26 protein-coding genes are annotated in these 25,677 nt (G+C 62.8%); 22 read left to right on the top strand and 4 right to left on the bottom strand.

The window, feature by feature from the left end; genetic code table 11:
- The first annotated feature begins 2 nt into the window (after positions 1-2).
- The 6 genes from thrB (at position 3) to ACSKT0_RS16640 (ending at position 7,196) form a co-directional block, all read left to right on the top strand.
- The gene (gene thrB, locus ACSKT0_RS16665; RefSeq protein WP_437770764.1) at positions 3-977 is read left to right on the top strand and encodes a homoserine kinase; all 975 of its coding nucleotides are present in this window, start codon (positions 3-5) and stop codon (positions 975-977) included.
- Positions 978-1,278: 301 nt separating this feature from the next.
- Positions 1,279-3,435, top strand: a complete 2,157-nt coding sequence (gene rho / locus ACSKT0_RS16660) for a transcription termination factor Rho (protein WP_437770763.1) — start codon at positions 1,279-1,281, stop codon at positions 3,433-3,435.
- A gap of 177 nt (positions 3,436-3,612) precedes the next feature.
- Positions 3,613-4,686: a peptide chain release factor 1 gene (prfA, locus tag ACSKT0_RS16655; protein ID WP_028264759.1), complete on the top strand. Its 1,074-nt coding sequence runs from the start codon at positions 3,613-3,615 to the stop codon at positions 4,684-4,686.
- An 18-nt stretch (positions 4,687-4,704) separates the two neighbouring features.
- The gene (gene prmC / locus ACSKT0_RS16650; protein ID WP_437770762.1) at positions 4,705-5,577 is read left to right on the top strand and encodes a peptide chain release factor N(5)-glutamine methyltransferase; all 873 of its coding nucleotides are present in this window, start codon (positions 4,705-4,707) and stop codon (positions 5,575-5,577) included.
- 12 nt (positions 5,578-5,589) lie between these two features.
- Positions 5,590-6,402 (top strand): L-threonylcarbamoyladenylate synthase, encoded by an 813-nt coding sequence (locus ACSKT0_RS16645; RefSeq protein WP_437770761.1) that lies wholly within the window; start codon positions 5,590-5,592, stop codon positions 6,400-6,402.
- Entirely contained in the window at positions 6,399-7,196 is a 798-nt protein-coding gene (locus tag ACSKT0_RS16640; RefSeq protein WP_437770760.1) for a WecB/TagA/CpsF family glycosyltransferase, read from the top strand. Before ACSKT0_RS16645 ends, ACSKT0_RS16640 begins: the two co-directional genes overlap by 4 nt.
- Here ACSKT0_RS16640 and ACSKT0_RS16635 read toward each other — a convergent pair.
- Positions 7,193-8,089 (bottom strand): glycosyltransferase, encoded by an 897-nt coding sequence (locus ACSKT0_RS16635; protein WP_437770759.1) that lies wholly within the window; start codon positions 8,087-8,089, stop codon positions 7,193-7,195. The two genes, ACSKT0_RS16640 and ACSKT0_RS16635, sit on opposite strands and share 4 nt — an antisense overlap.
- A 213-nt stretch (positions 8,090-8,302) precedes the next feature.
- Between ACSKT0_RS16635 and ACSKT0_RS16630 the strand changes: the two genes are divergently transcribed.
- The 14 genes from ACSKT0_RS16630 to ACSKT0_RS16565 all read left to right on the top strand — a co-directional run bounded on the left by ACSKT0_RS16630 (position 8,303) and on the right by ACSKT0_RS16565 (position 21,788).
- On the top strand, positions 8,303-9,412 hold the full coding sequence (locus ACSKT0_RS16630) for an MraY family glycosyltransferase (RefSeq protein WP_437770758.1): 1,110 nt from the start codon (positions 8,303-8,305) through the stop codon (positions 9,410-9,412).
- Between the two features lie 128 nt (positions 9,413-9,540).
- Positions 9,541-10,029, top strand: a complete 489-nt coding sequence (locus ACSKT0_RS16625) for a hypothetical protein (RefSeq protein WP_437770757.1) — start codon at positions 9,541-9,543, stop codon at positions 10,027-10,029.
- A complete protein-coding gene (locus tag ACSKT0_RS16620; RefSeq protein WP_345452836.1) occupies positions 10,016-10,354 on the top strand; it encodes a hypothetical protein in 339 nt (112 codons plus the stop codon). The genes ACSKT0_RS16625 and ACSKT0_RS16620 overlap by 14 nt, the downstream gene beginning before the upstream one ends.
- An 81-nt stretch (positions 10,355-10,435) precedes the next feature.
- Complete coding sequence (atpB, locus tag ACSKT0_RS16615) at positions 10,436-11,236, top strand: F0F1 ATP synthase subunit A (RefSeq protein WP_236811724.1); 801 nt, start codon at positions 10,436-10,438, stop codon at positions 11,234-11,236.
- Between the two features lie 82 nt (positions 11,237-11,318).
- Positions 11,319-11,537, top strand: a complete 219-nt coding sequence (atpE, locus tag ACSKT0_RS16610) for an ATP synthase F0 subunit C (protein WP_028264751.1) — start codon at positions 11,319-11,321, stop codon at positions 11,535-11,537.
- 54 nt (positions 11,538-11,591) lie between these two features.
- Entirely contained in the window at positions 11,592-12,152 is a 561-nt protein-coding gene (locus ACSKT0_RS16605; RefSeq protein ID WP_236811722.1) for a F0F1 ATP synthase subunit B, read from the top strand.
- Positions 12,152-12,979 carry a F0F1 ATP synthase subunit delta gene (locus ACSKT0_RS16600; protein WP_234747860.1) on the top strand — a complete coding sequence of 276 codons (828 nt, stop codon included), beginning with the start codon at positions 12,152-12,154 and terminating at the stop codon, positions 12,977-12,979. Before ACSKT0_RS16605 ends, ACSKT0_RS16600 begins: the two co-directional genes overlap by 1 nt.
- 83 nt (positions 12,980-13,062) lie before the next feature.
- A complete protein-coding gene (atpA, locus tag ACSKT0_RS16595) occupies positions 13,063-14,700 on the top strand; it encodes a F0F1 ATP synthase subunit alpha (RefSeq protein WP_234748626.1) in 1,638 nt (545 codons plus the stop codon).
- Positions 14,701-14,793: 93 nt separating this feature from the next.
- Positions 14,794-15,681 carry a F0F1 ATP synthase subunit gamma gene (locus ACSKT0_RS16590; protein ID WP_236811718.1) on the top strand — a complete coding sequence of 296 codons (888 nt, stop codon included), beginning with the start codon at positions 14,794-14,796 and terminating at the stop codon, positions 15,679-15,681.
- Positions 15,682-15,767: 86 nt separating this feature from the next.
- Complete coding sequence (gene atpD, locus ACSKT0_RS16585; RefSeq protein ID WP_284984685.1) at positions 15,768-17,222, top strand: F0F1 ATP synthase subunit beta; 1,455 nt, start codon at positions 15,768-15,770, stop codon at positions 17,220-17,222.
- A gap of 1 nt (position 17,223) precedes the next feature.
- Entirely contained in the window at positions 17,224-17,508 is a 285-nt protein-coding gene (locus tag ACSKT0_RS16580) for a F0F1 ATP synthase subunit epsilon (protein ID WP_059387616.1), read from the top strand.
- A 10-nt stretch (positions 17,509-17,518) separates the two neighbouring features.
- On the top strand, positions 17,519-17,950 hold the full coding sequence (locus ACSKT0_RS16575; RefSeq protein WP_437770756.1) for a DUF2550 domain-containing protein: 432 nt from the start codon (positions 17,519-17,521) through the stop codon (positions 17,948-17,950).
- Between the two features lie 5 nt (positions 17,951-17,955).
- Positions 17,956-19,230 carry an alpha/beta hydrolase gene (locus ACSKT0_RS16570; RefSeq protein ID WP_437770755.1) on the top strand — a complete coding sequence of 425 codons (1,275 nt, stop codon included), beginning with the start codon at positions 17,956-17,958 and terminating at the stop codon, positions 19,228-19,230.
- Between the two features lie 65 nt (positions 19,231-19,295).
- Positions 19,296-21,788, top strand: coding sequence for a bifunctional lysylphosphatidylglycerol flippase/synthetase MprF (locus ACSKT0_RS16565; protein WP_437774059.1), 2,493 nt, complete (start codon positions 19,296-19,298; stop codon positions 21,786-21,788).
- Positions 21,789-21,930: 142 nt separating this feature from the next.
- Here ACSKT0_RS16565 and ACSKT0_RS16560 read toward each other — a convergent pair whose 3' ends face one another.
- From ACSKT0_RS16560 to nucS, 3 genes are all read right to left on the bottom strand, one after another.
- The gene (locus ACSKT0_RS16560; RefSeq protein ID WP_028264741.1) at positions 21,931-22,134 is read right to left on the bottom strand and encodes a cold-shock protein; all 204 of its coding nucleotides are present in this window, start codon (positions 22,132-22,134) and stop codon (positions 21,931-21,933) included.
- Positions 22,135-22,445: 311 nt separating this feature from the next.
- A complete protein-coding gene (gene nagA, locus ACSKT0_RS16555) occupies positions 22,446-23,693 on the bottom strand; it encodes an N-acetylglucosamine-6-phosphate deacetylase (protein WP_437770754.1) in 1,248 nt (415 codons plus the stop codon).
- A gap of 64 nt (positions 23,694-23,757) precedes the next feature.
- Positions 23,758-24,453, bottom strand: coding sequence for an endonuclease NucS (nucS, locus tag ACSKT0_RS16550; protein WP_437770753.1), 696 nt, complete (start codon positions 24,451-24,453; stop codon positions 23,758-23,760).
- A gap of 69 nt (positions 24,454-24,522) precedes the next feature.
- Here nucS and ACSKT0_RS16545 point away from each other — a divergent pair, with 69 nt between their 5' ends.
- Both ACSKT0_RS16545 and ACSKT0_RS16540 read left to right on the top strand, forming a co-directional pair.
- Positions 24,523-24,855 carry an ATP/GTP-binding protein gene (locus ACSKT0_RS16545; RefSeq protein ID WP_236811708.1) on the top strand — a complete coding sequence of 111 codons (333 nt, stop codon included), beginning with the start codon at positions 24,523-24,525 and terminating at the stop codon, positions 24,853-24,855.
- 18 nt (positions 24,856-24,873) lie between these two features.
- Entirely contained in the window at positions 24,874-25,668 is a 795-nt protein-coding gene (locus tag ACSKT0_RS16540; protein ID WP_437770752.1) for an alpha/beta hydrolase, read from the top strand.
- Positions 25,669-25,677 lie beyond the last annotated feature (9 nt).

Here is a 25,677-nt window from a genome sequence, read left to right as displayed (position 1 = left end):
GAGTGGAAACCACGCAGCCCACCGCGACTGGTCTCAAGCTTGTCGCGGCAGGCCAGCAGCTGACCGTCAGGGTCCCGGGTACCAGCGCAAACCTGGGCCCCGGCTATGACAGCCTCGGCCTGGCATTGTCGATCTACGACACCCTGACTGTCGAAACACTCACCACCGGAGAGCTCGAGTTCGAGCTCTCCGGTGAGGGAGCCGACACTCTCCCTCGCGATGCCAGCCACCTGGTCGTGCGGGCCCTCAACACCGCCTTGGAACGACTCGGTTTCCGGCACAGCGGTCTCAAGATCACCGCGGACAACGTCAACCCGCACGGCCGCGGACTTGGCTCGTCGGCGTCTGCAGTAGTTGCCGCTGTTACCGCAGCCAACGCCTTGGTGCCCGAATCCGCCCAGCGTGACCGCGGGTGGGTCCTGCAGCTCACGAGCGAGATGGAAGGGCACCCGGACAACGTCGCACCCGCGATTTTCGGCGGACTGGCCTTGTCATGGCAGGACAGCGAGCAGTACAGCAGCACCCGTGCAGAAGTGGTCCGGTCCGTCATTCCCATCGTGGCCGTGCCTGACTACGAACTGTCAACCGAAACCGCCAGAGGGTTGCTGCCTGCTTCCATCGGCCACCACGCAGCAGCGATGAACTCAGGACGCGCGGCCCTCCTGATCCACGCGTTGACGGCAGACCCCCGTTTCCTGCTTCCCGGAACCGAGGACTACCTGCACCAGAGCTACCGTGCAGAGGCAATGCGGCCAAGCGCGGCGCTGATCACGGCATTGCGCTCGGCGGGCCATGCAGCTGTCGTTTCAGGAGCGGGGCCCACGGTTCTGACATTGGCCAACGGCGCGGACGAAGCCGGGGCGATTGCCGAATTGATTAACTCGTTCACCGCGGACAACACTCCGGACGTTGCTTGGCGCGTGATGACACTGGCAGTGGACGTTGAAGGTGCTAGAGTGGACTTGCACCGGCGGTAGAACCGCGGGCAGTTCCCTGACATTGGATCCCGGCTAAATGCCGTTCCCGTCTCCTACTGTGTCGAAGTCTGCCGGTGTCGTCTCCTTATCGGCCTGTCGCAGGTGCCACAGAACCCTTTCTGTTACCCGAACCGTCAGCCCGCGCCCCGCCCGCCGGAGCATCGAAGACGTATTAGTATCCGGCCCTGCTGAAACTAAACCGGCAAGACCGAAATCACGGCTGCAGATCTGAACTGCAGTCCAGAACAAATCATCGCGTCCAGCTCTAGGTCTGGACGCCGTCGAGGGGGAAGGATCCTTCGTGACAGAAACCACTGAGCTGGCTTCAGCTGTGGACACAACATCTTCTGCAGCTGAATCAACGGCCGCAACCGCTAAGAGCAGCGGCCTTGCAGGCCTCAAGCTCGCGCAGCTCCAGGCTCTCGCCAGTCAGCTGGGCATTTCGGGCGGATCCCGGATGCGCAAGGGGGACTTGGTCTCGGCTATTTCGGCCCACCGTGCCGGTGCAACCACCAGCAAGGCTCCCACCGCGGCCAAGGCCGTGGCGGCAAAAGCCGCGCCTGCAGCCCCGGAAGCTGAGACCTCTGCCGCACCTGCCGCAGTATCCACCGAAGCTCCTGCGCAAGACGGCACCCGGGCACGTGGCCGTGGCCGAAGCCGTCGCGCCACTAGCGATGGTGTTGTTGCCGCTCCTGCCGCCGCGGAAACCGCGGAGGCTCCCGCCGTCGAGGCTCCTGCCGCTCCCGTCGCCGAAGCAAGCGAGGCCGCCGGCGAACGCCGTCAGCCGCGTACGCGGAACCGTCGTCGTGGCGAGGCCGCTCCTGCGGAGGCCGGTGAAGCCGGTGAGACCCGCGCTGCCGAGCAGCCCCAGGCCGAACAGCGTCAGCCCGAGCAGCGTCAGACGGAACAGCGCCAGGCCGAGCAGCGTCAGCCCGAGCAGCGCCAGCCCGAGCAGCGTCAGACGGAACAGCGCCAGGCCGAACAGCGCCAGCCGGAGCAGCGTCAGGCGCAGCCGCGCCAGGGCGAGCAGGCTTCGGTCGAAGCCGGCGAACCCGGCCAGCGCGAACGCCGTGACAACACACGTACACGTCGCGAAGACACGAACGACGGCGATGACACCGGCAACCGCCGCAATCGTCGCAACCGCCGCGACCGCAACGATCGTCCGGGTCCGCAAGACAACCGTGACAACCGCGACGGAAACACCCGCAGCGACCGCTTCCGCGACCGCAACGAACGCCGCCGCGGCCGCGGACAGGGCCCGGACGTCGACGACGTCGAGGTCACCGAGGACGACGTCCTGCTGCCGGTTGCCGGCATCCTGGATGTCCTCGAGAACTACGCGTTCATCCGCACTTCCGGTTACCTGCCGGGTGCCAACGACGTGTACGTGTCCCTCGCCCAGGTCAAGAAGTACAACCTGCGCAAGGGTGACGCCGTCGTCGGCGCAATCCGCGCCCCGCGTGACGGCGAGGACCGCAGCCAGCAGACTGCGCGCCAGAAGTTCAACGCGCTCGTCCGCGTCACGTCGGTCAACGGCAAATTGCCCGAAGAGCTCAAGGACCGCGTTGAATTCGCCAAGCTCGTCCCGCTGTACCCGTCCGAGCGCCTGCGCCTCGAAACGGATCCCAAGAAGATCGGCCCGCGCGTCATCGACCTCGTGGCCCCGATCGGCAAGGGCCAGCGCGGCCTGATCGTCTCCCCGCCCAAGGCCGGCAAGACGCTCATCCTGCAGTCCATCGCGAACGCGATCACCACCAACAACCCTGAGGTCCACCTCATGATGGTGCTGGTGGACGAACGTCCCGAAGAAGTCACGGACATGCAGCGCACCGTCAAGGGTGAGGTCATTGCCTCTACCTTCGACCGTCCCGCCGATGACCACACCACGGTTGCCGAGCTTTCCATCGAACGCGCCAAGCGCCTCGTGGAAATGGGTATGGACGTGGTGGTCCTCCTGGATTCCATGACCCGACTGGGCCGCGCCTACAACCTGGCAGCACCGGCCTCCGGCCGTATCCTGTCCGGTGGTGTCGATTCCGCTGCGCTCTACCCGCCGAAGCGCTTCTTCGGTGCTGCGCGCAACATCGAAAACGGCGGCTCGCTCACAATCCTGGCTACCGCGCTCGTCGAGACCGGTTCCAAGATGGACGAAGTCATCTTCGAAGAGTTCAAGGGCACGGGCAACATGGAGCTCCGTCTGTCCCGCCAGCTGGCGGACAAGCGCATCTTCCCGGCCGTGGACGTCAACGCTTCGGGTACCCGTCGCGAAGAGAACCTGCTTTCGGCTGAAGAAGTCAAGATCATGTGGAAGCTGCGCCGCGTCCTGTCCGGACTCGAGACCCAGCAGAGCCTTGAACTCTTGACCAACAAGATCCGGGAGACCGGGAGCAACGTCGAGTTCCTCATGCAGGTTCAGAAGACGACTCTTGGAGCCAAGTCGGATAACGACAAATAGCTGTTTTAGGGGCGGGTGCTGGTTCGTTCGTGCGGTTGATTCCGCGCGGATGTTCCGCTCCCGCCCCTTCCCGTTGCGTTGCGGGGTCACTTACGGCCCATGCCGGAGGCCCGGATGGGCCGTAAGTGACCCCGCGTTGCAGTTATTAGACTTGTAGAAGTCGAAAGAGGTTTTGAAATGTTTGAGTCCGTACAGGGATTGCTTGATGAGCATGCTGCTATCCAGGCGCAGTTGAGTGATCCTGCCGTTTATGCCGACCAGGCTTTGGCCCGCAAGTTGGGGCGGCGCTCTGCCCAGCTGCAGGGCATCGTTGAGGCGTACAACCGTTGGCGCGGGCTCATGGACGATCTCGAAGCAGCCAAGGAAATGGCTTCCGAGGACGCCGAATTTGCCGCCGAGGTAGACGAAATCGAGGCGAAGCTTCCGGCCGCGCAGGAGAAATTGCGGCGATTGCTGATCCCTCGCGATCCCGACGACGCCCGCAACGTCATTCTTGAGGTCAAAGGCGGCGAGGGCGGCGACGAAGCTGCGCTCTTCGCCGGAGACCTGCTGCGCATGTACATGCGTTACGCGGAGTCCCGCGGCTGGAAGACCGAACTCATCTCGGCCACCGAATCGGATCTGGGCGGCTACAAGGACGTCCAGATGGCCGTCAAGGGCAACTCGAACGATCCCGCTGAGGGCGTCTACGCACGCTTGAAGTTCGAAGGCGGCGTGCACCGCGTCCAGCGTGTCCCTGTCACCGAGTCGCAAGGCCGCATCCACACTTCCGCGGCCGGCGTCCTCGTGCTCCCCGAAGTGGATGAGCCCGAAGAACTCGAAATCAACCAGAACGACCTCAAGATCGACGTCTACAGGTCCTCGGGTCCCGGCGGCCAGTCCGTCAACACCACGGACTCGGCAGTCCGCATCACCCACTTGCCTACGGGGATCGTGGTGGCCATGCAGAACGAAAAGTCCCAGCTCCAGAACCGCGAAGCCGGCATGCGCGTCCTCCGTGCCCGTATCCTCGCCCACCAGCAGGAGCAGATCGACGCCGAGAACTCGGCCCAGCGCAAGTCGCAGATCCGCACCATGGACCGTTCGGAGCGCATCCGTACGTATAACTTCCCGGAAAACCGGATTGCCGACCACCGTACCGGCTACAAGGCGTACAATCTCGACGCCGTCATGAATGGTGACCTGGAACCGGTCATCCAATCGGCCATCGAGATGGATGAACAGTCGCGCCTGGATGCCCTGGGCGAGTAACAGACTGCAAGGAACTTCATGACGCTCTTTCCGGGCCAAAGCCTCGCGGACGCCGTCCGCGAGGCAACAACCATCCTGTCCGACGCCGGAGTCCCCACTCCGCGCGTGGACGCGGAACTCCTCGCCGAACATCTCCTGGGTGTCGGCCTCGGCCGCTTGCGCGCCATGCTGCTTGGCGATTCCGCCGCCCCGGAAGGCTACGCGGACTTGGTGGCCGAGCGCGCCCAGCGCGTTCCACTCCAGCACATCACCGGCGTCGCGCACTTCCGCTACCTCACGCTCGCCGTGGGCCCGGGCGTGTTCATTCCGCGGCCGGAAACGGAATCCGTCGTCCAGCTCGTCATCGACCACCTCCAGGGACTCGGGCACCCCAAAGTGGTTGATCTTGGCACCGGCTCCGGCGCCATCGCAGCCTCGATCGCCCACGAAGTGCCCGGGGCCGAGGTCCACGCCGTCGAATTCAGCACGTTCGCCCATGCCTGGGCCGCGAAGAACCTGAAGCCCCTCGGGGTGAAGCTCGTTCAAGGCGACCTCAGGAATGCCTTGCCCGAACACGACGGAACTTTCGACGTCGTCGTTTCCAATCCGCCCTACATCCCGGCTGAAGCAATTCCGAACGAACCTGAAGTGGCACTGCACGATCCGCCGGAAGCGCTTTACGGCGGGGGAGCGGACGGAATGGATCTTCCGACGGCGGCTGCCGCCTCGGCTGCGCGGCTCCTCAAGAGCGGTGGCTTCTTCGTGATGGAGCATGCGGAGGTACAGGCACGGTGGATTTCCGCGCATCTAAAGGCCGCCGGCTGCTGGACGCAGGTCACCACCCACCTCGATCTCAACGGCAAGGAACGTGCCACGAGCGCAGTATTGGCAATCGACGCCTCGCGGGAATGAAAGAATAGCGCTGTGACCACAAGCTACAACTGCACGTCAGAGGAACAACGCGCCGAAGGCCTGGAGCATGCGCAGCGCGCCATCAGCGAGAAAAAGTGTGTCGTCATGCCGACGGACACCGTCTACGGCATTGCCGCCGACGCCTTCTCGCCGCAAGCCGTGACCATGCTGCTGGTCTCGAAAGGCCGTGGCCGCCATATGCCGCCCCCGGTGCTGATCCCGCGGCTCAACGCGCTGGACGGGCTGGCGACCGACGTATCGGAAGAAGCCCGCAAACTGGCAGAAGCCTTCTGGCCCGGCGGCCTGACGCTGATCTTCCACGCCCAGCCGTCCCTGGATTGGGACCTGGGGGAGACCCGCGGAACCGTCGCCCTGCGCATGCCTGACGACGAAATTGCGCTCGAACTGCTCAACCGCACCGGTCCGCTGGCGGTGTCCTCGGCAAACCGCACCGGTCAGCCGGCAGCGCAGACAGCCTCCGAGGCGAGGACCCAGCTCGCTGAATCGGTCGAGGTATACCTTGAGGGCGGCTTCCGGCCTGTCGAGGGAACCGAGTCCGTGGCGTCCACGATTGTCGACGCAACCACTCTGCCGCTCCGTGTGGTCCGCGATGGTGCCATTTCCCTGGAACGCCTCCGCGAGATAGTTCCCGGAGTGCTGGCCCTTGGAGAAACCACGCCTGAAACTGAACCGGCGGCTGAAGCCGCGCCGGAAACTGCAGCGGCGTCTGAAACCGCCCCTGAAACCGAACCGGCGACTGAGACCGAAACGGCCCCGGGGGAACAAGCTGGGACTGTTGTCCACACGGAGACCAGGGCCGAATGAGCCTGGTTCGGGATCGTGTTCCCCTTCTGGACGTAGACGTCACCGCACTATGCGCCGACGAACTTATCGAGGCCATCAGCGGGTACGTTTCGGACGGCACCACCAAGGTAGTCCTTGGACACAATCTGCACAGTGTCACGCTGTTCCATTCGAGCCCGGATTTCCGCCGCCTCTATGAGCGCAGCGATGTGGTGCTCATGGATGGTGCGCCTGTCGCCATGCTCTGGGGACTAGGTCGCCGCACAGGCTCAAGAGACGATGGCGCGGGGTTGATGGAATACCGTTTGGGATCCACTGACTGGGTACCGGCCCTCGGCGGAGTCGAGGGGCTACGCCGGATCGCCGTCGTGGGCGCCGGCCCCGAGGCCAACAGCAAGACGGTGGAGCGCCTCCGCAAAATCGTGCCCGGCGCCGAGGTCTCCGGGCGGCCTGGTGAGAATTGGAACGATGCCAGCGAAGAGGCCGCCGTCGCCTGGCTCGCGGAATTCCGTCCGCAGCTCGTGCTTCTTGGCCTTGGAATGCCATTGCAGGAATCGGTCTTGCACCGCCGTTTGGACGAGCTTCCGCCTGCGGTCTACTGCACGGTCGGCGGCGCCATCGAGCAGCTGGCGGGCCTCCAGAAGCTCGCTCCACGCTGGCTGGGCCGTCTCGGGCTCGAGTGGGCCTGGCGGCTCGTCCTGCATCCGGGACGCGTCGCTTACCGGGTCTTCGGCGAGCCGTGGGTGCTCCTCGGCCTGCTGGTCCGCCGTCGGCTTTCCCGCAGGAACAGGACGCAGCGCCCGGTGGGCCGTTAGAACTTCTGGTCCTCCAGCGGGCCGAAGCCCTTTTCCCGCAAACCGGCGGAGAATGCCCTGAACCATTCGGCGAGCCCGCGGAAGTCACCGCGGGGGAGGAAGTAGCCCAAGTAGCCGCCGACGTCGGCTACCATCGACTTGCCGCGGCGGTAGCGGCGGATCAAGTAGCCTCGGTTGCGGTAGTAGAAGTAGCGCTTGAAGGCAGAATCCGGCACGATCACGTGCCAGCGCGCGCCGAAGACGTGCTTTGTTTCGGAGAACGCGTGCGGGTGGGTGATCCACGCCGTCGCGACCGTACCGAAGCGTATCCCGGCTTTCCTGAGGCGGATCATGAAGTCCACCTCATCGCCCCGGATGAACAGCCGGATATCCGGCACTCCGACTTTGAAGAAGACGCTGGAACGGATGAGCGCACCGTTGAAGAAGTGCCCGACGTCGGGCAGGAACCCCGCCTTCTCGACTTCGGCGCGCTCGTGGGTCACCTTGCCGTCAATCCGGAAGAAGAAGGAAAGCTTGTCCGGGTGGCCGGGGGCGACGACAAGCGGAACGACTGCATCAAGTCCACGGGCCTCCGCTTCGCGAACCAGGGTTTCGAGACAGGCGGGATCGCCGGGTTCGGCGTCATCGTCCATGATCCAGACCCATTCGGCACCGCTGGCCACCGCCTTGAGGATCGCAAGGGCGAAGCCGCCCGCGCCGCCCAGGTTCGCCTCCGAGCGGACGTAATCCACCTTTGGATGGCTTGACGCAAGCTCCCGCGAAGGAACGGTTCCGCTGTCCACGAGGCAAATCGTGTCCACGGGCATGGACTGCTTGTTGATGGCGTCGAGCAGGACTGCTAGCTCTCCGGGGCGGTCAAAGGTCACAGCCGCAACGGCAACGGAGACTGGCATGTAGGGTTCCTTCCGGGCAGTTGCGGGGAGGGTCCTCCCGGCTCGCCCTAGGGGCGCGTGAAACGGAGCAAAGCCGCCGTAGCCGCTAGTATCTTGACAGAGTCCAACTGTAGTACAGCAATATTCGGCGGTGCGCAGAGGTGTTGCAGGTGTTGTGCCGGCAGCTAGTCGCCAGGGACAGAATCCACCGCCACCGCCAACAGGAGCCGCCACGTGATCATGTATTCGCTCATGATGCTCACGGCTGCCGTCGTGTCGTACCTCGCTACGTGGGTAGCCCGCCAGATGGGCAACAAACTTCGGCTTTTCGCCCCCATCCGCAGCCGGGATATGCACTCGGTGCCGATTTCCCGACTCGGTGGCCTGGGACTCTTCGCAGGCTTTGCCGTGGCCCTCGTGGTAGCCAGCAATTCGTTCTTCGTGAAGGACATATTCCACGGGAACGGTGCGCCGTGGGGAATCCTGGCAGGTGCCCTTGTGATCGTGGCGGTGGGTGTCGCCGATGACGTGATGGACATCCGCTGGTGGGTCAAACTGATCGGCCAATGCACGGCCGCTACGATCGTTGCGGTCTGGGGAGTGCAGATGTCCGTGATTCCGTTTGTTCCGGAACCCATACGGATTGAGGCGGAGCCGTTGCGGATCGTCCTGACCGCGCTCCTCATCGTGACCACCATGAACGCAGTCAATTTCATCGACGGCCTCGATGGCCTGGCGGCCGGCGTCGCCGCAATCGGCGGGGTTGCGTTCTTCCTGACGGCGTATTGGGTCCACCGCAATGCAACGCTCACGGACCGCTCGGATCTGGCGGCGCTGCTGATGGCGATCATCGTGGGTTGTTGCATCGGATTCCTGCCGCATAACTGGTTCCCGGCCAAAATCTTCATGGGCGATTCCGGCGCCATGCTTCTGGGCCTCGTGATGGCTTCGGCCGGTGTGGTGTCAACGGGCCAGATCAGTTCAGGACTGTACGACCGCGCCAATGGTATTCCGACCATCGTGCCAATCCTTCTGCCGTTCGCCATCCTGTCGCTACCGTTGCTGGACCTAGGACTGGCGGTGTTGCGACGGACCGCTCGCGGCCAATCGCCCTGGTCGGCTGACCGCGGTCACTTGCACCACAAGCTCATCGAGCTCGGCCACACCCACCGCACGGCGGTGCTGATGATGTACGTCTGGACCTGCATTCTGGCGTTCGGAGGCCTCGCGTTTGCCATTTTCCCGTGGCAGATGGTCCTCACGGTCGACATCGTGGCCGCGCTGATCATGGCCGGAGTAACAGCCTGGCCATACTTCGTCCGAAAAGGGCGCGCCGTCCAGTAGACGGTGTGTGACGAAGGCGTTAACATCACAGTTCTATCTCATGTAGAATTCTAGGGCGGACAGTCACTCGCCCGCGCACCCACCCTTTTTGAGACTTTGGCATTTTTGCCACGACGATTGGCATCCCCATGACCACCAACGCCGGCGGACAGCAGTCCGACTCGAGCGGCGTTGCTGCCCCCCGCTCCACCTCTTCGCTGTGGCTGCGGCTTCTTTTCCTCAGCTCGACGACGGCGGTGGCGGCTCTCGCTGCGACGGCGGCTGTTGCGGCGGTCATGAACGGTGGCGTAGGAGTGCTTTCTGCCGCATTCGGCGGTGCGATCGTGATGGCTTTTTTTGCCATCAGCCTCTTGATCGGCCATTTTGTCGGCAGGGATAACCCCTCCGGCGCGGTTGGCCTTTTCGTTGCCAGCTATTTTGTCAAGGTCGTCGGCTTCGCGGTGGTGCTGTTCGTGTTGGGAGCCCCCGCATGGCTGCACGGACGCTGGTTCGTGATCGGCGCCGTCGTCACGGTTGTCTCATGGCAAGCCGCCGAGATCTACGGCTTCAGCAAGGCCCGGCTCCAGATCTACAACGACCCCGCAGCAGGCAAAGGGGGCGACGATGTTCACTCCTAGGAACAAGCGACGCTCCGCTACGCCCAATGCCCCAAAACCCGGCGATTCCACTGAGCAAGTGAGCGACGGAAGCGACGGCGGATACAACGCCGGCATCGCCGTCTTCAGCTATATTGTTGGCGGAATCATAGTCTGGAGTTTGATAGGCTGGGGTCTGGATAATCTGTGGGGGACTCGCTGGATTGTGCTCCTTGGCGCTCTGCTTGGAGCCGCAGGAGGGTTCTATCTTTCCCATATGCACGGCCTCACAAGTCATCGCTCGTCTTCCGGTGGAAGCAAAGCAGACAGTGGTCCGTCCCAGGACGGGGACAGTAATGCCAAATAATTTCACACGGGAAATGGCTGCAAGAAACGCGGCCGGATCCTCAACAACGCCCAATGATGGACACTGCAGAGAGGAAACGCGTTGATCGCGCTTGCGCTCCCGGCCCAGGATTCAGGGACCTTCACTCCTCCCGGAATCGACCAAATGCACCTGCCGGCTATCCTGCCGTGGGGTGCGAGCGATGGCTTCTCCAAGCAGATGTTGCTGGTGATCCTGTCGGTCGTCCTTATCGCTACATTCTTCATCCTTGCTGCGCGCAAGCAGCAGCTGGTTCCCGGCAAGCTGCAGTTCGCGGGCGAGATGGCCTACGGCTTCGTCCGCAACAGCATCGCCAAGGACATTATCGGCGGACGCGACTTCATGAAGTTCGTGCCCCTTCTGTTCTCGCTGTTCTTCTTCATCCTGGTGAACAACATCTACGGCGCCATTCCCGTGATCCAGCTTCCGAGCTTCTCGCACGTCGGCGGGGCCTATGTGCTGGCCGCAGTTGTGTACGTCACCTGGATCGGCATCGGCATCAAGAAGAACGGCCTGAAGTACTTCAAGCTGGCCACTGTTCCTTCCGGTGTTCCGTGGTACATCCTGCCGATCGTCGTGCCGATCGAGATCATCTCCAACTTCATGGTCCGGCCGGTCACCCACAGCCTTCGTCTCTTCGCCACCATGATGGCAGGTCACCTCATCGTGATGATCGCCGGCTCCGGCATTGAGTTCCTCGTCATGCAGGAAAACGTCCTTCTCAAGGGCGCGTCCGTGCTGGTGCTCGTTGGCGCAGTCGCCATGTACATGCTCGAAGCCCTGATCATGGTGCTGCAGGCGTATGTCTTCACGCTTCTGACTGCGATCTACATTGAAGGCGCGCTCCACGCCGACAGCCACTAGGCACAACCCCTCAATCTTCCCCTCCGGGGGTTGAAGCAAACCAAACAACCTGCCGCGACTGCGGCATCTTGAAAGGAAAACAATGAACGGCGATATCAACGGCTCCCTTAACCTCATTGGCTACGGTCTCTCCGCAATCGGCGGTGGTATCGGTGTGGGTCTCGTATTTGCTGCTTACATCAACGGTGTTGCACGTCAGCCGGAAGCCCAGCGCGTGCTCCAGCCGATCGCGTTCCTTGGTCTGGCTCTGACGGAAGCCCTCGCCATCCTCGGCCTGGTCTTCGCTTTCGTTCTCAAGTAAACCGCTAAGAACCAAGCGAACATTCAGAACCGAGTAGATAAGGACGGGTGAAATATGAATCAGCAGATCATCTCAGCCGCCGCTCAAGGTGCCGCCGAGTCGGCTAATCCGCTCGTTCCCAACGTCTGGGAAATGGGCGTCGTCCTCGCTGGCTTTGCGGTCCTCTTTTACATCGTGGTCAAGTTTGTTGTCCCGATGTTCGAGAAGACTTTCGCCGAGCGCGCAGAGGCGATTGAGGGCGGCATTGCCAAGGCTGAAAAGGCCCAGGCAGAAGCTTCTGCAGCTCTCGAAGAGTACAAGCAGCAGCTCCACGATGCCCGCGCCGAAGCCAACCGCATCCGCGAAGAAGCTCGAGCCGAAGGTGCCCAGATCCTTGCGGAGCTGAAGACCAAGGCAGCAGCCGAGTCGGCTCGCATCACCGAGCAGGCGTACGCCCAGATCGAATCAGAGCGCCAGGCAGCTGTTGTCTCCCTGCGTTCCGAGGTGGGTACCCTGGCCACGACATTGGCAGAGCGCATCGTTGGCGAATCGCTCAGCGATGACGAGCGTGCCGCCCGCGTGGTGGACCGCTTCCTCGCAGATCTGGAGACCCAGAGCGCAGGTGCAGCTAAGTAATGGCAGGTGTATCGAGCGAATCGCTGACCAAGGCGCTGGAGCAGTTGGAAGCCACGCTTCCGACGGCCTCGCTGCAGTTGGCTAAGGACCTCTTCGGAATCCTGGGAACGGTGGACAGCTCGGCTGGCTTGCGCCGCGCCCTGACTGACCCCTCCCGCAGCGGAGAAGAAAAGTCGGCGCTGGTCAAGCAGCTGGTTGGCGGAAAAGTCTCCGCTGATGCTGCGGAAATCGCGAGTGGATTGGCCAGCTTGCGCTGGGCATCGGCACGCGATATCGGCGATGCACTCGAGACTCTTGCCGCCACGGTGGTCATTGCCGTGGCTGAAAACAAGTCGGCCGTTTCTGCCTCCGGAATCACGGGGCTGGAAGAGCTGGAAAACGATCTGTTTGCTTTCAACCAGACCGTTGCTTCCAGCCACGAGGTACAACGTGCTCTGGGAGAGTCGCAGGCAAGTGCTGCGGCCAAGATCAGTCTGGCGGAGAAGCTGCTTCCTGGTGCAAGCCCGGAAGCCCAGCTCCTCATCGGCCAGGCCGTGTCGCAGCCGCGCGGCGTCAAGCCGAGCAAGCTCATCGACAATTTCGCCAAGCTTGCAGCCAAGCGCCAGCAGCGCTGGATCGCAACTGTCCGCGTTACCCGTCCGTTGACGGATGCGCAGGCCAGCCGTCTGCAGGCCGGGCTTGATGCCCTCTACGGCCGCGAGCTGAAGGTCAACATCAGCGTTGATCCGACGCTGATCGGTGGAATCCGGGTCCAGGTGGGAGACGAAGTACTTGATGCTTCCGTCGTAGCCCGCCTGTCCGAGCTCCGCCGGCAACTCGCTGGCTAGCCAGAAAAGCACAACTTAACTGATACAAACACCGGTCATCGTGAGCAACGATGATCACGAAAACAGGAGAGCAGGGACTGCAGATGGCCGAATTGACCATCAACGCCGACGACGTCCGTAATGCGTTGAACGAGTTCGCGGCGTCCTACGAACCCGGAAACGCAGAGCGCGTAGAGGTCGGCCGCGTGACCGCCGCAAGTGACGGCATCGCCCGTGTTGAGGGCCTTCCCTCGGTCATGGCGAACGAGCTGCTTCGCTTCGAAGACGGCACCCTGGGCTTGGCCCAGAACCTCGACGTCCGCGAAATCGGCGTCATCATCCTCGGTGACTTCACCGGCATCGAAGAAGGCCAGGAAGTCCACCGCACCGGTGAAATCCTGTCCGTCCCGGTAGGCGACGCCTTCCTGGGCCGCGTAGTCGACCCACTGGGCATGCCGATCGACGACCTCGGCGAGATCAAAGCCGAGACCACCCGTGCACTGGAACTCCAGGCTCCGGGCGTTACCCAGCGTAAGTCGGTCCACGAGCCCATGCAGACCGGTCTCAAGGCTATCGACGCCATGATTCCGATCGGCCGCGGCCAGCGCCAGCTGATCATCGGTGACCGCCAGACCGGCAAGACTGCCATCGCCGTGGACACCATCATCAACCAGAAGGCCAACTGGGCTTCGGGCGATGTCACCAAGCAGGTGCGCTGCGTTTACGTCGGTGTCGGCCAGAAGGCTTCCACCATTGCCGCTGTCCGCCAGACCCTGGAAGACCACGGCGCGCTGGAATACACCACCATCGTGGCTTCCCCGGCATCCGACCCCGCCGGCTTCAAGTACTTGGCTCCGTACGCCGGCTCGGCCATCGGCCAGCACTGGATGTACGGCGGCAAGCACGTACTGGTGATCTTCGATGATCTGTCGAAGCAGGCCGAAGCCTACCGCGCAGTGTCGCTGCTGCTCCGCCGTCCGCCGGGACGCGAAGCGTACCCGGGTGACGTTTTCTACTTGCACTCCCGCCTGCTGGAGCGTTGTGCCAAGCTCTCCGACGAGCTGGGCGCAGGCTCGATGACCGGTCTTCCGATCGTCGAAACCAAGGCGAACGACGTTTCGGCTTACATCCCGACCAACGTCATCTCCATCACCGACGGCCAGATCTTCCTGCAGTCGGACCTCTTCAACGCCAACCAGCGCCCCGCTGTTGACGTCGGTGTGTCCGTGTCCCGTGTTGGTGGTGCGGCACAGGTCAAGTCCATGAAGAAGGTCTCCGGTACCTTGAAGCTGGACCTGGCGCAGTACCGCGACATGCAGGCGTTCGCGATGTTCGCGTCCGACCTCGACGCGGCTTCACGCCAGCAGCTGACCCGTGGCGCCCGCCTGATGGAACTGCTCAAGCAGGGCCAGTACTCGCCGTTCCCGGTCGAGGACCAGGTTGTATCCATCTGGGCCGGTACGAAGGGCTACTTGGACGATGTTCCGGTTGAGGATGTCAGCCGTTTCGAGTCCGAGTTCCTGGAGCACCTCAAGCACAAGTCCTCCATCCTGACCACGCTGGCGCAGACCAACGTCCTGGACGACGACACCGCTGAAGCGCTGAAGTCCTCGATCATCGACTTCAAGAAGGGCTTCTTCGGAGAAGGCGACAACCGCTTGGTTGGTGCCGGCCACGAAGAGCACGAAGCGATTTCCGGCGGCGAAGTCGACCAGGAAAAGATCGTCAAGCAGAAGCGCTAGAGCATTGGTTCCCGGGCCTGCGGAATCCGCAGGCCCGGGGCCTTCGCCAAAGCCTTAGCCGCTGATCCATCGGGATCTTAGGAAAGGAAATGTATGGGAGCCCAGATCCGGGTCTACCGCCAGAAGATCAGCTCGACGACGTCGATGCGCAAGATCTTCAAGGCGATGGAACTGATCGCTACCTCGCGCATCGGTAAGGCCCGCGCCCGCGTTGCAGCTTCGACGCCCTACGCAAACGCGATTACCCGTGCTGTTTCTGCTGTCGCAAGCCAGAGCGAAATCGATCACCCGCTAGTCACCGAGCCCGAGCAGATCCGCCGTGCCGCAGTCCTGGTTATCACCTCGGACCGTGGCCTGGCTGGTTCTTACTCCGCAAGCGTGCTCAAGAAGGCCGAAGGTCTCAACGAGCTTCTCCGGGCAGAGGGCAAGGAAGTCAAGACCTACCTGGTTGGCCGCAAGGCCCAGGCATACTTCGACTTCCGCAGCCGTTCGTACTCCCGCGTGTGGACCGGCGGAACGGACGCACCGGAATTCGAGACTGCCAAGGAAGTCGGCGCCGCTCTTCTCGAAGAGTTCGCCAACGACTTCGCTGAGGGTGGCGTGGATGAAATCCACGTTGTTTACACCCGCTTCAAGTCGATGGTGACGCAGGAGCCCACAGTTGTCCGTCTGCTGCCTCTCGAAGTTGAAGAGCAAGCGGTCACTGAGTCCGAGCTTTTGCCGCTGTACGAGTTCGAACCGGAATCGGAGCAGGTGCTTGACGCACTGCTTCCGCGTTACATCGAGTCCCGCATCTTCGCAGCAATGCTGCAGGCAGCAGCTTCCGAGCTCGCCGCCCGCCAGCGCGCCATGAAGTCGGCAGGCGACAACGCGACCGAACTGATCAAGAAGTACACGCGTCTGCGCAACACGGCCCGCCAGGCTGAGATCACGCAGGAGCTTTCCGAAATCGTGGCCGGCGCCGACGCCCTGAGCGCGTAGTTGCCGGTGCATGGTTCGGCGCAAGCTACACCTGCACCAAATAGATAAACTTAACCCCACGCCATCTACTGAGTGAAGTGAGAGAGATGACTGCCACCGCTACCGAGCACGCAGCTGCAACGGCCGGCGCAACCGGCCGCATTGCCCGTGTCATTGGCCCGGTTGTCGACGTCGAATTCCCGGCTGACGCAATCCCGTCGATCTACCATGCGCTTACCACCGAGGTAACCCTCAACGGTGAGACCAAGACCATCACGTTCGAGACCTCCCAGCACCTGGGTGACAACCTCGTCCGCGCTATCTCCCTGCAGGCCACCGACGGACTCGTCCGCGGCACCTCCGTGCAGGACACCGGCGCCCCGATCTCCGTGCCTGTCGGCGACGGCGTCAAGGGCCACATCTTCAACGTTCTCGGCAAGCCGCTGGACGTTGACGAGTCCGAGATCAACGCGGACGCTTACTGGCCGATCCACCGCAAGGCTCCGGCCTTCGCGTCCCTCGAGGGCTCCACGGAGATGCTCGAGACCGGCATCAAGGTCATCGACCTTCTCACCCCGTACATCAAGGGTGGAAAGATCGGTCTGTTCGGTGGCGCCGGTGTCGGCAAGACTGTTCTGATCCAGGAAATGATCACTCGTGTCGCCCGCAACTTCGGTGGTACCTCGGTGTTCGCCGGTGTCGGCGAGCGTACTCGTGAAGGCAACGACCTCTGGGTTGAAATGGAAGAGGCGGGCGTCCTCAAGGACACCGCCCTTGTATTCGGCCAGATGGACGAACCGCCGGGAACGCGCTTGAGGGTCGCCCTGTCTGCGCTCACTATGGCGGAGTACTTCCGCGATGTGCAGAACCAGGACGTGTTGCTCTTCATCGACAACATTTTCCGCTTCACCCAGGCCGGTTCCGAGGTCTCCACCCTGCTCGGCCGCATGCCGTCCGCAGTTGGTTACCAGCCGAACCTCGCCGACGAGATGGGCCTCCTTCAGGAGCGCATCACCTCGACCAAGGGCCACTCGATCACGTCGATGCAGGCCATCTACGTGCCTGCTGATGACTACACCGACCCGGCTCCGGCAACGACCTTCGCACACCTCGACGCGACCACGGAACTTTCCCGTGAAATCGCCTCTCGTGGTCTGTACCCGGCCGTTGACCCGCTGACGTCGACGTCCCGAATCCTGGACCCGCAGTACATCGGCAAGGACCACTACAACACGGCTGTCCGTGTGAAGCAGATCCTGCAGAAGAACAAGGAACTCCAGGACATCATCGCCATCCTCGGCGTTGACGAACTGTCCGAAGAAGACAAGATCGTCGTGTCGCGTGCACGCCGCATCCAGCAGTTCCTGTCCCAGAACACCTACACCGCCAAGCAGTTCACCGGCGTCGAGGGCTCCACCGTGTCCATCAAGGACACCGTGGAAGGCTTCACGGCGATTTGCGACGGCGAGCTGGACCATATCGCAGAGCAGGCGTTCTTCAACGTCGGCGGCCTGGATGACGTCGAGCGCCAGTGGGCCAAGATCCAGGAACAGACCAAGTAGTATGGCTGAGCTCGAGGTTGAGATTGTCGCAGCGGACCACTTTGTGTGGTCCGGTGCGGCCAAGATGGTCAAGGCCCGCACCAGCGATGGTGAAATCGGGATCCTGCCGGGCCACTCGCCGCTCCTCGCCATTCTGGCCGCGGGCGAGCTGGCCATCGAGCCGGTTACCGGAGACCGCCTTGCAGTAGTTGTGGACGGCGGATTCTTCTCCGTCGACAACAACCGCGTGGTGATCGTCGCTGACAACGCCCAGCTGGGCGATTCAGCTACTGCGGGGATCCGATAGCAAGACCTTGATGGACGATTCTGCTATTCCGTTCATCGCCTTGGCAACGGCGTTTGCGTTGCTGATTTTTACACTGTGCCTCGTCGGGGTGCGCCGCTTCAATTTGCGGCGCGCCCTGGGCACAGTCGACGCCTCCATTTGCACGGCTGGAAACAGCTGGCGGATGGGGGTTTGTCGTTATCAGGACTCGGAGCTCGAGTGGTTTCGCCTGCTCTCGCTTAGCTTCCGTCCGAAACACAGCTTCCGCCGCAGCTCCTTGGAGCTCTTGGGCCGTCGGAAGCCCACGGAGGAAGAACGGACGAGGCTTCAGCCCGACGTCGTGGTAGTCGAACTCCAGCATGAAGGCCAATCGTTCATGCTGGCAATGAGATTTGATGCCTACGCCGGGTTGTCGTCCTGGCTGGAGGCCGGCCCTGTGGTGGGCGTCGGCACCTGGCGCTGAGGACAGTGGAATTCCTGTACAACCTAAGCCTTGTTGATGGTCCGTTCTATTGGACCATCCTTGGCACTGGAATTGCGGGGAGCGCATTCCTCCTGCTCCTGCGACGAGACCGGCGCTGGTTGCTTTCCATAGTTGTGTCGCTTGTCGTGGCAAGTGGAGTTGTCTCGGTCATCCATTGGCTGCTCGTCAACGTCCTGACCGTATTCCCGGAGGATCTCCCCTTCGACGTCCTCGCTTGGTCGACGGTTGCCTTCTCCGCACTGGCCCTCTTCCTTTTTCGGCTTCCTCGTTCGTCGTGGCGCGGCAGGAGCGCCGCAGGGGTCTCGTTCGTCGCCGTGCTGCTCCTCGCCGCCCTGCAGATCAACAGCTACTTCGGGCTCAATCACACGGCGGCTGATCTCTTGGGCCACAATGTGGGACGGATCCCCCAGCTTGAGGAAGGGCTCAAAAGGGGTTTTTCCCGGACCCTGCCCGTCTCACTGCCTGACGGGGGAATAGTCCGCAGGGCATCGATTCCCGGAATCGAATCCGGCTTCAAGGCCCAGGACGCTTTCCTCTACCTGCCACCGGCATATCAAGCCGCTGATCGCAGCCAACTTCCCGTGCTCGTCCTGTTTGCCGGCCAGCCCGGACGTCCCGCCGATTGGCTGACCGGAGGCCTGCTTGAACAGGCAATGAATTCCTTCGCCGCCCGGCACGGAGGCGTGGCGCCCGTCGTCGTCGTGGTCGATCCAAACGGGTCGGATACCGCAAACACCATGTGCATGGATAGCCGGATCGGGCGTGCCGACACCTACCTCGCGATCGACGTTCCGCGCTGGATCAACTCGACGCTCGAGGTTTCCGCCGACCCAAGGAAGTGGGCGGTCGGCGGGTTCTCCTTCGGTGCAACTTGTGCCGTTCAGATGACCACGCTGCATCCGGAAATCTACCCTTCCTTCATCGCCTTCTCTGGAGAGCGGGAGCCTTCGCTTGGCCCTGATCGCCAGCGGACCATCCAGACCGCATTTGGCGGGGACTCTGCCGCCTTCGACGCCCTCACGCCGTTGAACCTGATGAAACAGCGGCGCTACGACGGCCATGCAGGCTTCTTCGCCGTCGGGGCCGCGGACGGCGAATTCGTCCGCTACGCCGCCGAGCTGGCGGCAGCCGCCACTACTTCCGGGTTCGATATCAGGCATGCTCCAGTTTCCGGAGCGGGCCATTCGTGGGCCGTGGCCGTGCAGGAGCTTCCTTCGGCAATGGAATTCCTGGCGCCCCGGTGGGGACTCGTCCAGTGAGTACCCAGGAAGCCCAATTGTCCAAGGACCAGGCTGACCCCGAAGATGCCAGGCCGGCCCGGAAGATGGTGGCAGCCCTTGCCCGGGCCATCCTGGGCAACGTGGCTGCCCATATTGGCGCGATCCCCTTCACGGTGATTGTGCTCGCGCTTTACCTTCTCACTCCGGCGATCTTCGACTCCGATCTCGGGTACGGCCCTGACGTGTTGCGGCATCTTTCGAGCGTGAGCGGCGGAGGATTGAAGTCGGGGGACTGGTGGTCCATCTGGACCTCGATGTTTTTTGCCGCCAACCCTCTCGACTACGTCATGAGCTCATTGTTGTTGGTCGTGTTGTTGGGTTCTTCAGAGCGCAAGCTGGGGTGGTTCCGCACAGCGGCGGGCTTCTTTGGCGGGCAGTTTGCCACGGTCACGGCCTTTTTGCTGGTGGTCCAGTTGGCAGCCTATGCCGACGACGGCTGGCTGGGACGGATGATGGATGCCAGGACCTCCGGGCCCCTTCCGGCGACCCTCTTCGTCTCGATGGCAGCCAGTGGCCTTCTACCGACTCTGTGGCGTCGGCGCCTGAGGGCGACTGTCGTGTCCGTGGCGCTTCTCTTGGTCCTGTACGTTGGCGACCCCTCGGCTGTGATGGCCCTGACCGGTGCGGTGCTCGGTCTGGGGGCCGGACTGTGGCTCCAGCTCGACCACGGCATTCAACCGAGCCACTGGGCGACCAGGCGTGAAACGCGAAACCTGCTGTCCCTCATGGTGGCGATTTTCGGCGTCGGGCCCTTAGTGGCGGGTGCGGTGAGGAGCCCCGCGGGGCCGCTGGCGTTGCTGCGCGAAATGGTCCTGAACCCTGTTCCCACGCTCAACCAATTGCAGGCGAACTGCGGTGGAACCGTGGACATCAACTGCCTTCAACTTGGACGCCAGGGCTATCCCGGGCCCGCCGGCGTCGCCCTCGCGGTGGTACCCGCCTTGCTTCTCCTGATCTGCGCGGTGGGCATGCGCCAAGGAAGGCGCTTGGCCCTGAAAATCGCCATCGGCGTGCAACTTGGCGTGGTGGCGCTGTCCCTTGCCTACCTGGTGCTGTTTGCCAGCATTCCGCATTTTCCAGGACGGGGCCGTACCGTCGTCATCGGCTCCGCGGTGTTCCACATCCTGACCCTCGCCCTGGTTCCTCTGGTCCTGGCGGTTCTGCTTTTCCTGTTCAGGGGCAACTTTGTGGTGGGATCGAGGGCGCCGCTCCGCCGGAAGATGGCCTGGCTGGTTGGTGGTACGTGGCTCATTTTGGCGAGTGGCTACACCGGGGCGTGGCTCGGCTCGGGCGGTTTGGCGCACGACGGCGGCATCCTGGGCCTCATCGCCGAACTCGCCCGACAGTATCTTCCCTTGCCCATTCCCACGGCTTTCGGCCGCGTGTTCGCAGAGCGAAGCGCTGCCGAGTCGATATTGTTCGCGTGGTCGGGGATCATCTTCTGGCTTGTGGCCATGGGCGCAGTGTGGACGCTCCTTCTCAAACGGCAGCACGGCCCCGGCGGTGACGATCCGGCTCGCTTGGCGGCCAGGAATTTGGTCAAGCGCGGCGGGGAGTCCCTGTCCTGGATGGCGTTATGGGAGCCGAACAAGTTCTGGTTCACTCCCGGAATGGATGCCGGTGTTGCCTACCAGCAGCACGGAAACGTCGCATTGACCCTTGCCGGTCCGTTCGGTGATCCCGCGCAAGCCACTGCCGCGACCGAGGGATTCCTGGACTACTGCGCACACCATGCATTGGTGCCGTGCCTCTATTCCTGCACTGAGGAATTGTGGCCGATGCTGCAATCCACGGGATTTCGCCGAATTGCGGTTGCCCAGGAAACCCGGCTATCCATCCGCGACCTTGAGTTCACCGGCAAAGCGTGGCAAAACGTCCGTACAGCCAGGAACCGCGCACTGAAGGCCGGGATTGAAGCCCGGTGGGGGCGCTATTCGGAGTTCCCGCAACACATCCGCTCCCAACTCGGCGAAGTGTCGGAGGAGTGGGCCGCCAGGAAAAAGGTTCCTGAAATGGGCTTTACCTTGGGTTCCCTCGACGAGCTGATGGACGGTGAAGTGCTTTGCTGCATAGCTGTCGACAGCAAAGGGTTTGTCTACGGTGTCACCAGCTGGCTTCCGGTGTTCCGTGACGGCCAAGTGATCAGTTGGACACTGGACTTCATGCGCCGGCGCAGCGACGCCTTCCCCGGCATCATGGAATTCATGATTGCCTCGGCGGTCTACGAGTTGAGACAGGGAGTGGAGGTCATTTCTCTCTCGGGCTCGCCTTTGGCCGGGGAGACCGAGGAATTCTCCGGCGGGGAAGCCGGCTTGGAGGGCATTCTCGACCTCGTTGGCAGGACCTTGGAGCCTGTTTACGGATTCCGCTCTTTGGCCCGCTTCAAATCGAAGTTCCAGCCGGAGTACAGGACTTTGTATATGTATTACCAAGACAGCCTGGAGATTCCCGCGATCGGCGCCGCGCTAAGCAGGGCGTACTTGCCGGGGCTGTCCGTCCGGCAAACAGCGAGGCTTCTCCGCACCCTCGTTGCCTGAAACCCCAACTGACTCGCATTTGTTGTCGTTTTGAGACGCCATAACGACAACAACTGCGAGTTAGTTGGGAACGGAAAAGGGGTCCCGCAACCTGTGCGGAACCCCTCCCCTGAATCTGCCAGGCAGAATTCAAGCAGTCAAACTAGACGGCGGTTACGCCGGTGGCCTGCGGGCCCTTTGCGCCCTGACCGATCTCGAACTGAACACGCTGGTTCTCGTCGAGGGTGCGGAATCCGCCGGTCTGGATCTCGGAGTAGTGGACAAAGACGTCGCCTTCAGCGTCGTCCGGAGTAATGAAGCCGAAGCCCTTTTCAGCGTTGAACCACTTGACGGTGCCCAGTGCCATTTTTGTTTCTCCTCATTGTGGAACTATTAAGTCCGGCACACCGCGTGCCGGCCTTGGTTACTCCGCGAGAAGACCTGGTTGTCCGTCCAAGCAAGGCTTGGTTGGCTTCGCAGGAGCTTCACGCTCGCAACACGTCTTGCGAGCATGAATCACACCTACACAAAGACTGCTACAACACTTTCATGGCGGAAACTGGAGGTCAACGGTCTGCTGGGGAATTCCGACAAATTTTAAGTAAAAAGAAGGTAACGGAAGAAAGCGCGCCCGCCACTGGATGCGCCATTGGGAGCCTGCAAATTCGGCCAATCCCCCTACGCCAGCCAATCCCCATTGCGCAATACACCCGCGAGTTGAAGCTCTTTGTCGACGACGACGAGATCGGCCCGCAGGCCCCGGCGGAGGCCGCCGAGTTCATCGGAGAGCCCCAGGACCGCGGCGGGAACCGCCGTCGCCGAGGCAACCGCGTCGGCGAGCCCGACACCGGCCGCAACGGTGCGCCTGACGACGTCGAGCATGGTGGCAGTGCCACCGGCGATCGATCCCGTCGCATCCAAAGTAGCGACGCCGTCCGTCACGGTCACTGGCGAGGGGCCCAGCATGTAGTTTCCGTCGGAGAGTCCCGCCGCCGCCATTGAATCGGTCACAAGGACGACGTTTGCGGCGCCTACCAGCTGAAAAACGGTTGCGACGGTGCTCGGGTCAAGGTGGGTGCCGTCCGCTATCAGTTCCACCACGGCCTTGCCCTCCTGGGCCGTGCGAAGGGAGGCCGCCACGGGGCCGGGGGAGCGGTGGTGCATAGGAGGCATGCCATTGAACAAGTGAGTGACAGTCGGCAAGGAGCTGACGCCGTCGAAACCAGCGGATTCCAAGCCCTCCCGCGCCGCAGTGAGGGAGGCGGCCGCCGTCGCGTCATCGCAATCCGTGTGGCCGAGAGAAGGCGTCACTCCGTGGAACGTCATCAAGTCCACGAGTGCCGCGGCGCCGGGAAGCTCGGGGGCGTAGGTCATGGTGGCCAGCTTGCCGGCAGCGGCTTCAACCAGCTCGGTCATGAGGTCCAGGTCCGGATCCAGCAGATAGGCAGGGTTCTGCGCGCCGCAGCGGGCATGGGAGAGGAAAGGCCCCTCAAGGTGGATTCCCGCGACGAGTCCTTCATCGGCCAAACGTACGAACAGCTCGATGCCGCGGAGCAGGTCCTCCCGGGGTGCGGTGACCATGCTGGCGAGGAGGGTGGTGGTCCCGGAGCGGTGCAGGAAATCGATGGCCTTGCGTGCCGAGGATTCATCGGCTCCGGGGAAATCGCCTCCGTTGCCTCCATGGCAGTGCACATCCACGAATCCGGGAACGATGTACCGCTCAGCAGGGAAATCGGTCCGGGGAGTTTCCTCGAACCCTTCGAAGGCTGCTTCGTGGAATTCGGCGGCCGGCCCGGCGAAGGCGATGCGGTCGTCCTCCACCGCCACCAGGCCATCTTCGATCACCACGCCGTCGCTGACGATGGTTCCGGTAATCAAGTGGCGCACAGGCGCAGAAAAAGTTACAGGCCGGTCTGGGACAGTCATGTTTTGATTCTAGTTGCCGGGGCGCGCGCCTGACCCGGTTTATCCGGGATGACGGCCAGGACCGCTAGAACAAGCGCGACTCGCTGTCGTCTACGCCGCGCATCGCGTCATAGTCCAGGGTGATGCAGTCGATTCCGCGGTCGTTGGCAAGGACCTTCGCCTGCGGCTTGATCTGCTGCGCGGCGAAAATGCCCCGCACCGGGGCCAGCAGTGGATCGCGGTTGAGTAGTTCAAGGTAGCGCGTGAGCTGCTCGACGCCGTCGATGTCGCCGCGCCGTTTGAGTTCGACGGCGACTGTCCTGCCGTGGCCGTCGCGGGCGAGGATGTCCACCGGACCGATGGCAGTGAAGTACTCGCGCCGGATGAGCGAATAGCCTGCTCCAAGGGTTTCGATCTGCTCGGCTAGCAGTCGCTGCAGATCGGCTTCGACGCCGTCCTTGATGAGCCCCGGGTCAGTTCCGAGGTCGTGGGACGTGTCATGGAGGTGCTCGTAGATGTTGATGATGAGCCGGTCATCGGTCTTTGCCGACTGCACTGTCCACTGCTCCACCACGCCTTCTTCGACCTCGGTTTCCTCCGGCGTGGTCACCCGCAAGGTAGCGGGCGGGCTCATCCAGTTGAGCGGCTTGTAGGAGCCGCCGTCGGAGTGGACCAGCACGGAACCATCGGATTTGACGAGCAAAAGCCGGGTGGCAAGCGGGAGGTGGGCCTTGAGGCGGCCAACGTAATCTATGGAACAACGGGCTATGACGAGTCGCACCCGCTCCACTTTACTTCCTCTGCCGCCACCCCTGCCGCGCGCAACTAGCGACTGGGGCAGAATGGAGTCATGCCCCGCTCCAACCGCCCCCGACGCACCGAATCAGCCAAGGCAAGCTGGAAACGGACAGGCGAGTCGCCGGAACTGGATCTGGAACGTGCCCGTTCGGGCATTGCCCGCAGGGAAAGTGCCCCCGACGGCGACTGGATGGTCCGGACCATGACCGCACGGAATGCCGAGAAGACCTATATATGTCCTGGTTGTTCGATGGCCATCGTGCCCGGAATCGCCCATTTGGTGGTGTGGTCCGAGACGCACCTCTTCGGTGATGCCGCAGGGTTGGCGGAACGGCGCCACTGGCACAACAACTGCTGGACGGGCCGAACGTACCGGTACCGCTAACCACTTAAGCTTGGACACATGAGTTTCGATCCCGCTTCCCTCGTTTTCAGCCAGCCGGAGTCTGCCACGGACATCAGGGCATCCACGGTTTTGCCGGCGCACCGCGAAAACGTGGAGTTCCGCACCGAAGACGGCAAGTTGCTTGTGGGTGAGCTGGCACTGCCGGAATCGGGCGAGATCTCGGCGACCCTTATTACGCTGCACCCCCTGCCTACGCACGGTGGCTTCATGGATTCGCACGTCTACCGGAAGGCGTCCTATCGGCTTCCGGCACTCGCCGGCATCGCGGTGCTGCGCTTCAACACGCGCGGAACGCATTCGCCCCGGGGTACCAGCCAGGGGCAGTTCGACGAAGGAATCGGTGAGCGGTACGACGTCGAGGCCGCTGTTCGCTTCGCGGTGGAACGCGGTCTTCCTAATCGCTGGCTGGTGGGCTGGTCTTTCGGCACCGAGCTGGCCTTGATGTACGGTGCCGTGGAGCCTGTGGCTTCCCACGTGGAGGGTGCCGTCCTCCTGTCCCCGCCGCTCCACCGTGCCACGGATGTGCACTTGAAGGAATGGGCTGCTTCGGGGAAGCCGCTGACGGTCCTGGTTCCGGAACACGACGACTATCTTCAGCCGGCCGAGGCCGCCGCGCGATTCAGCCTGGTGCCTCAGGCCCGGGTCTTGGGGATCGACGGCGCGAAGCACCTGTGGGTCGGTGAGAAGTACGCGGCCCGGGTCTTGGACCAGATCGTGGACGACGTGACGGAAGCCGGTGCAGGACCCGACGGCCTTCCGCGCCAATGGACAGGCCCAGTGGCCACTGCCTAAATGGTTACG

The sequence above is a fragment of the Arthrobacter sp. KNU40 genome, from assembly GCF_051515115.1.
Classification (GTDB): Bacteria; Actinomycetota; Actinomycetes; order Actinomycetales; family Micrococcaceae; genus Arthrobacter.
The sequence above is the reverse complement of the archived record's forward strand: the minus strand, read 5'-3'. Positions and strand labels throughout refer to the sequence as shown.

What these genes read in the sequence shown, in the direction of transcription:
- prfA (WP_028264759.1), top strand. Translation starts at nt 3,613, where the DNA reads ATGTTTGAGTCCGTACAGGGATTGCTTGATGAGCATGCTGCTATCCAG.
- prmC (WP_437770762.1), top strand. Translation starts at nt 4,705, where the DNA reads ATGACGCTCTTTCCGGGCCAAAGCCTCGCGGACGCCGTCCGCGAGGCA.
- ACSKT0_RS16640 (WP_437770760.1), top strand. Translation starts at nt 6,399, where the DNA reads ATGAGCCTGGTTCGGGATCGTGTTCCCCTTCTGGACGTAGACGTCACC.
- ACSKT0_RS16635 (WP_437770759.1), bottom strand. Translation starts at nt 8,089, where the DNA reads ATGCCAGTCTCCGTTGCCGTTGCGGCTGTGACCTTTGACCGCCCCGGA.
- ACSKT0_RS16625 (WP_437770757.1), top strand. Translation starts at nt 9,541, where the DNA reads ATGACCACCAACGCCGGCGGACAGCAGTCCGACTCGAGCGGCGTTGCT.
- ACSKT0_RS16620 (WP_345452836.1), top strand. Translation starts at nt 10,016, where the DNA reads ATGTTCACTCCTAGGAACAAGCGACGCTCCGCTACGCCCAATGCCCCA.
- atpE (WP_028264751.1), top strand. Translation starts at nt 11,319, where the DNA reads ATGAACGGCGATATCAACGGCTCCCTTAACCTCATTGGCTACGGTCTC.
- ACSKT0_RS16605 (WP_236811722.1), top strand. Translation starts at nt 11,592, where the DNA reads ATGAATCAGCAGATCATCTCAGCCGCCGCTCAAGGTGCCGCCGAGTCG.
- ACSKT0_RS16600 (WP_234747860.1), top strand. Translation starts at nt 12,152, where the DNA reads ATGGCAGGTGTATCGAGCGAATCGCTGACCAAGGCGCTGGAGCAGTTG.
- atpA (WP_234748626.1), top strand. Translation starts at nt 13,063, where the DNA reads ATGGCCGAATTGACCATCAACGCCGACGACGTCCGTAATGCGTTGAAC.
- ACSKT0_RS16590 (WP_236811718.1), top strand. Translation starts at nt 14,794, where the DNA reads ATGGGAGCCCAGATCCGGGTCTACCGCCAGAAGATCAGCTCGACGACG.
- atpD (WP_284984685.1), top strand. Translation starts at nt 15,768, where the DNA reads ATGACTGCCACCGCTACCGAGCACGCAGCTGCAACGGCCGGCGCAACC.
- ACSKT0_RS16580 (WP_059387616.1), top strand. Translation starts at nt 17,224, where the DNA reads ATGGCTGAGCTCGAGGTTGAGATTGTCGCAGCGGACCACTTTGTGTGG.
- ACSKT0_RS16575 (WP_437770756.1), top strand. Translation starts at nt 17,519, where the DNA reads ATGGACGATTCTGCTATTCCGTTCATCGCCTTGGCAACGGCGTTTGCG.
- ACSKT0_RS16565 (WP_437774059.1), top strand. Translation starts at nt 19,296, where the DNA reads ATGGTGGCAGCCCTTGCCCGGGCCATCCTGGGCAACGTGGCTGCCCAT.
- ACSKT0_RS16560 (WP_028264741.1), bottom strand. Translation starts at nt 22,134, where the DNA reads ATGGCACTGGGCACCGTCAAGTGGTTCAACGCTGAAAAGGGCTTCGGC.
- nagA (WP_437770754.1), bottom strand. Translation starts at nt 23,693, where the DNA reads ATGACTGTCCCAGACCGGCCTGTAACTTTTTCTGCGCCTGTGCGCCAC.
- ACSKT0_RS16545 (WP_236811708.1), top strand. Translation starts at nt 24,523, where the DNA reads ATGCCCCGCTCCAACCGCCCCCGACGCACCGAATCAGCCAAGGCAAGC.
- ACSKT0_RS16540 (WP_437770752.1), top strand. Translation starts at nt 24,874, where the DNA reads ATGAGTTTCGATCCCGCTTCCCTCGTTTTCAGCCAGCCGGAGTCTGCC.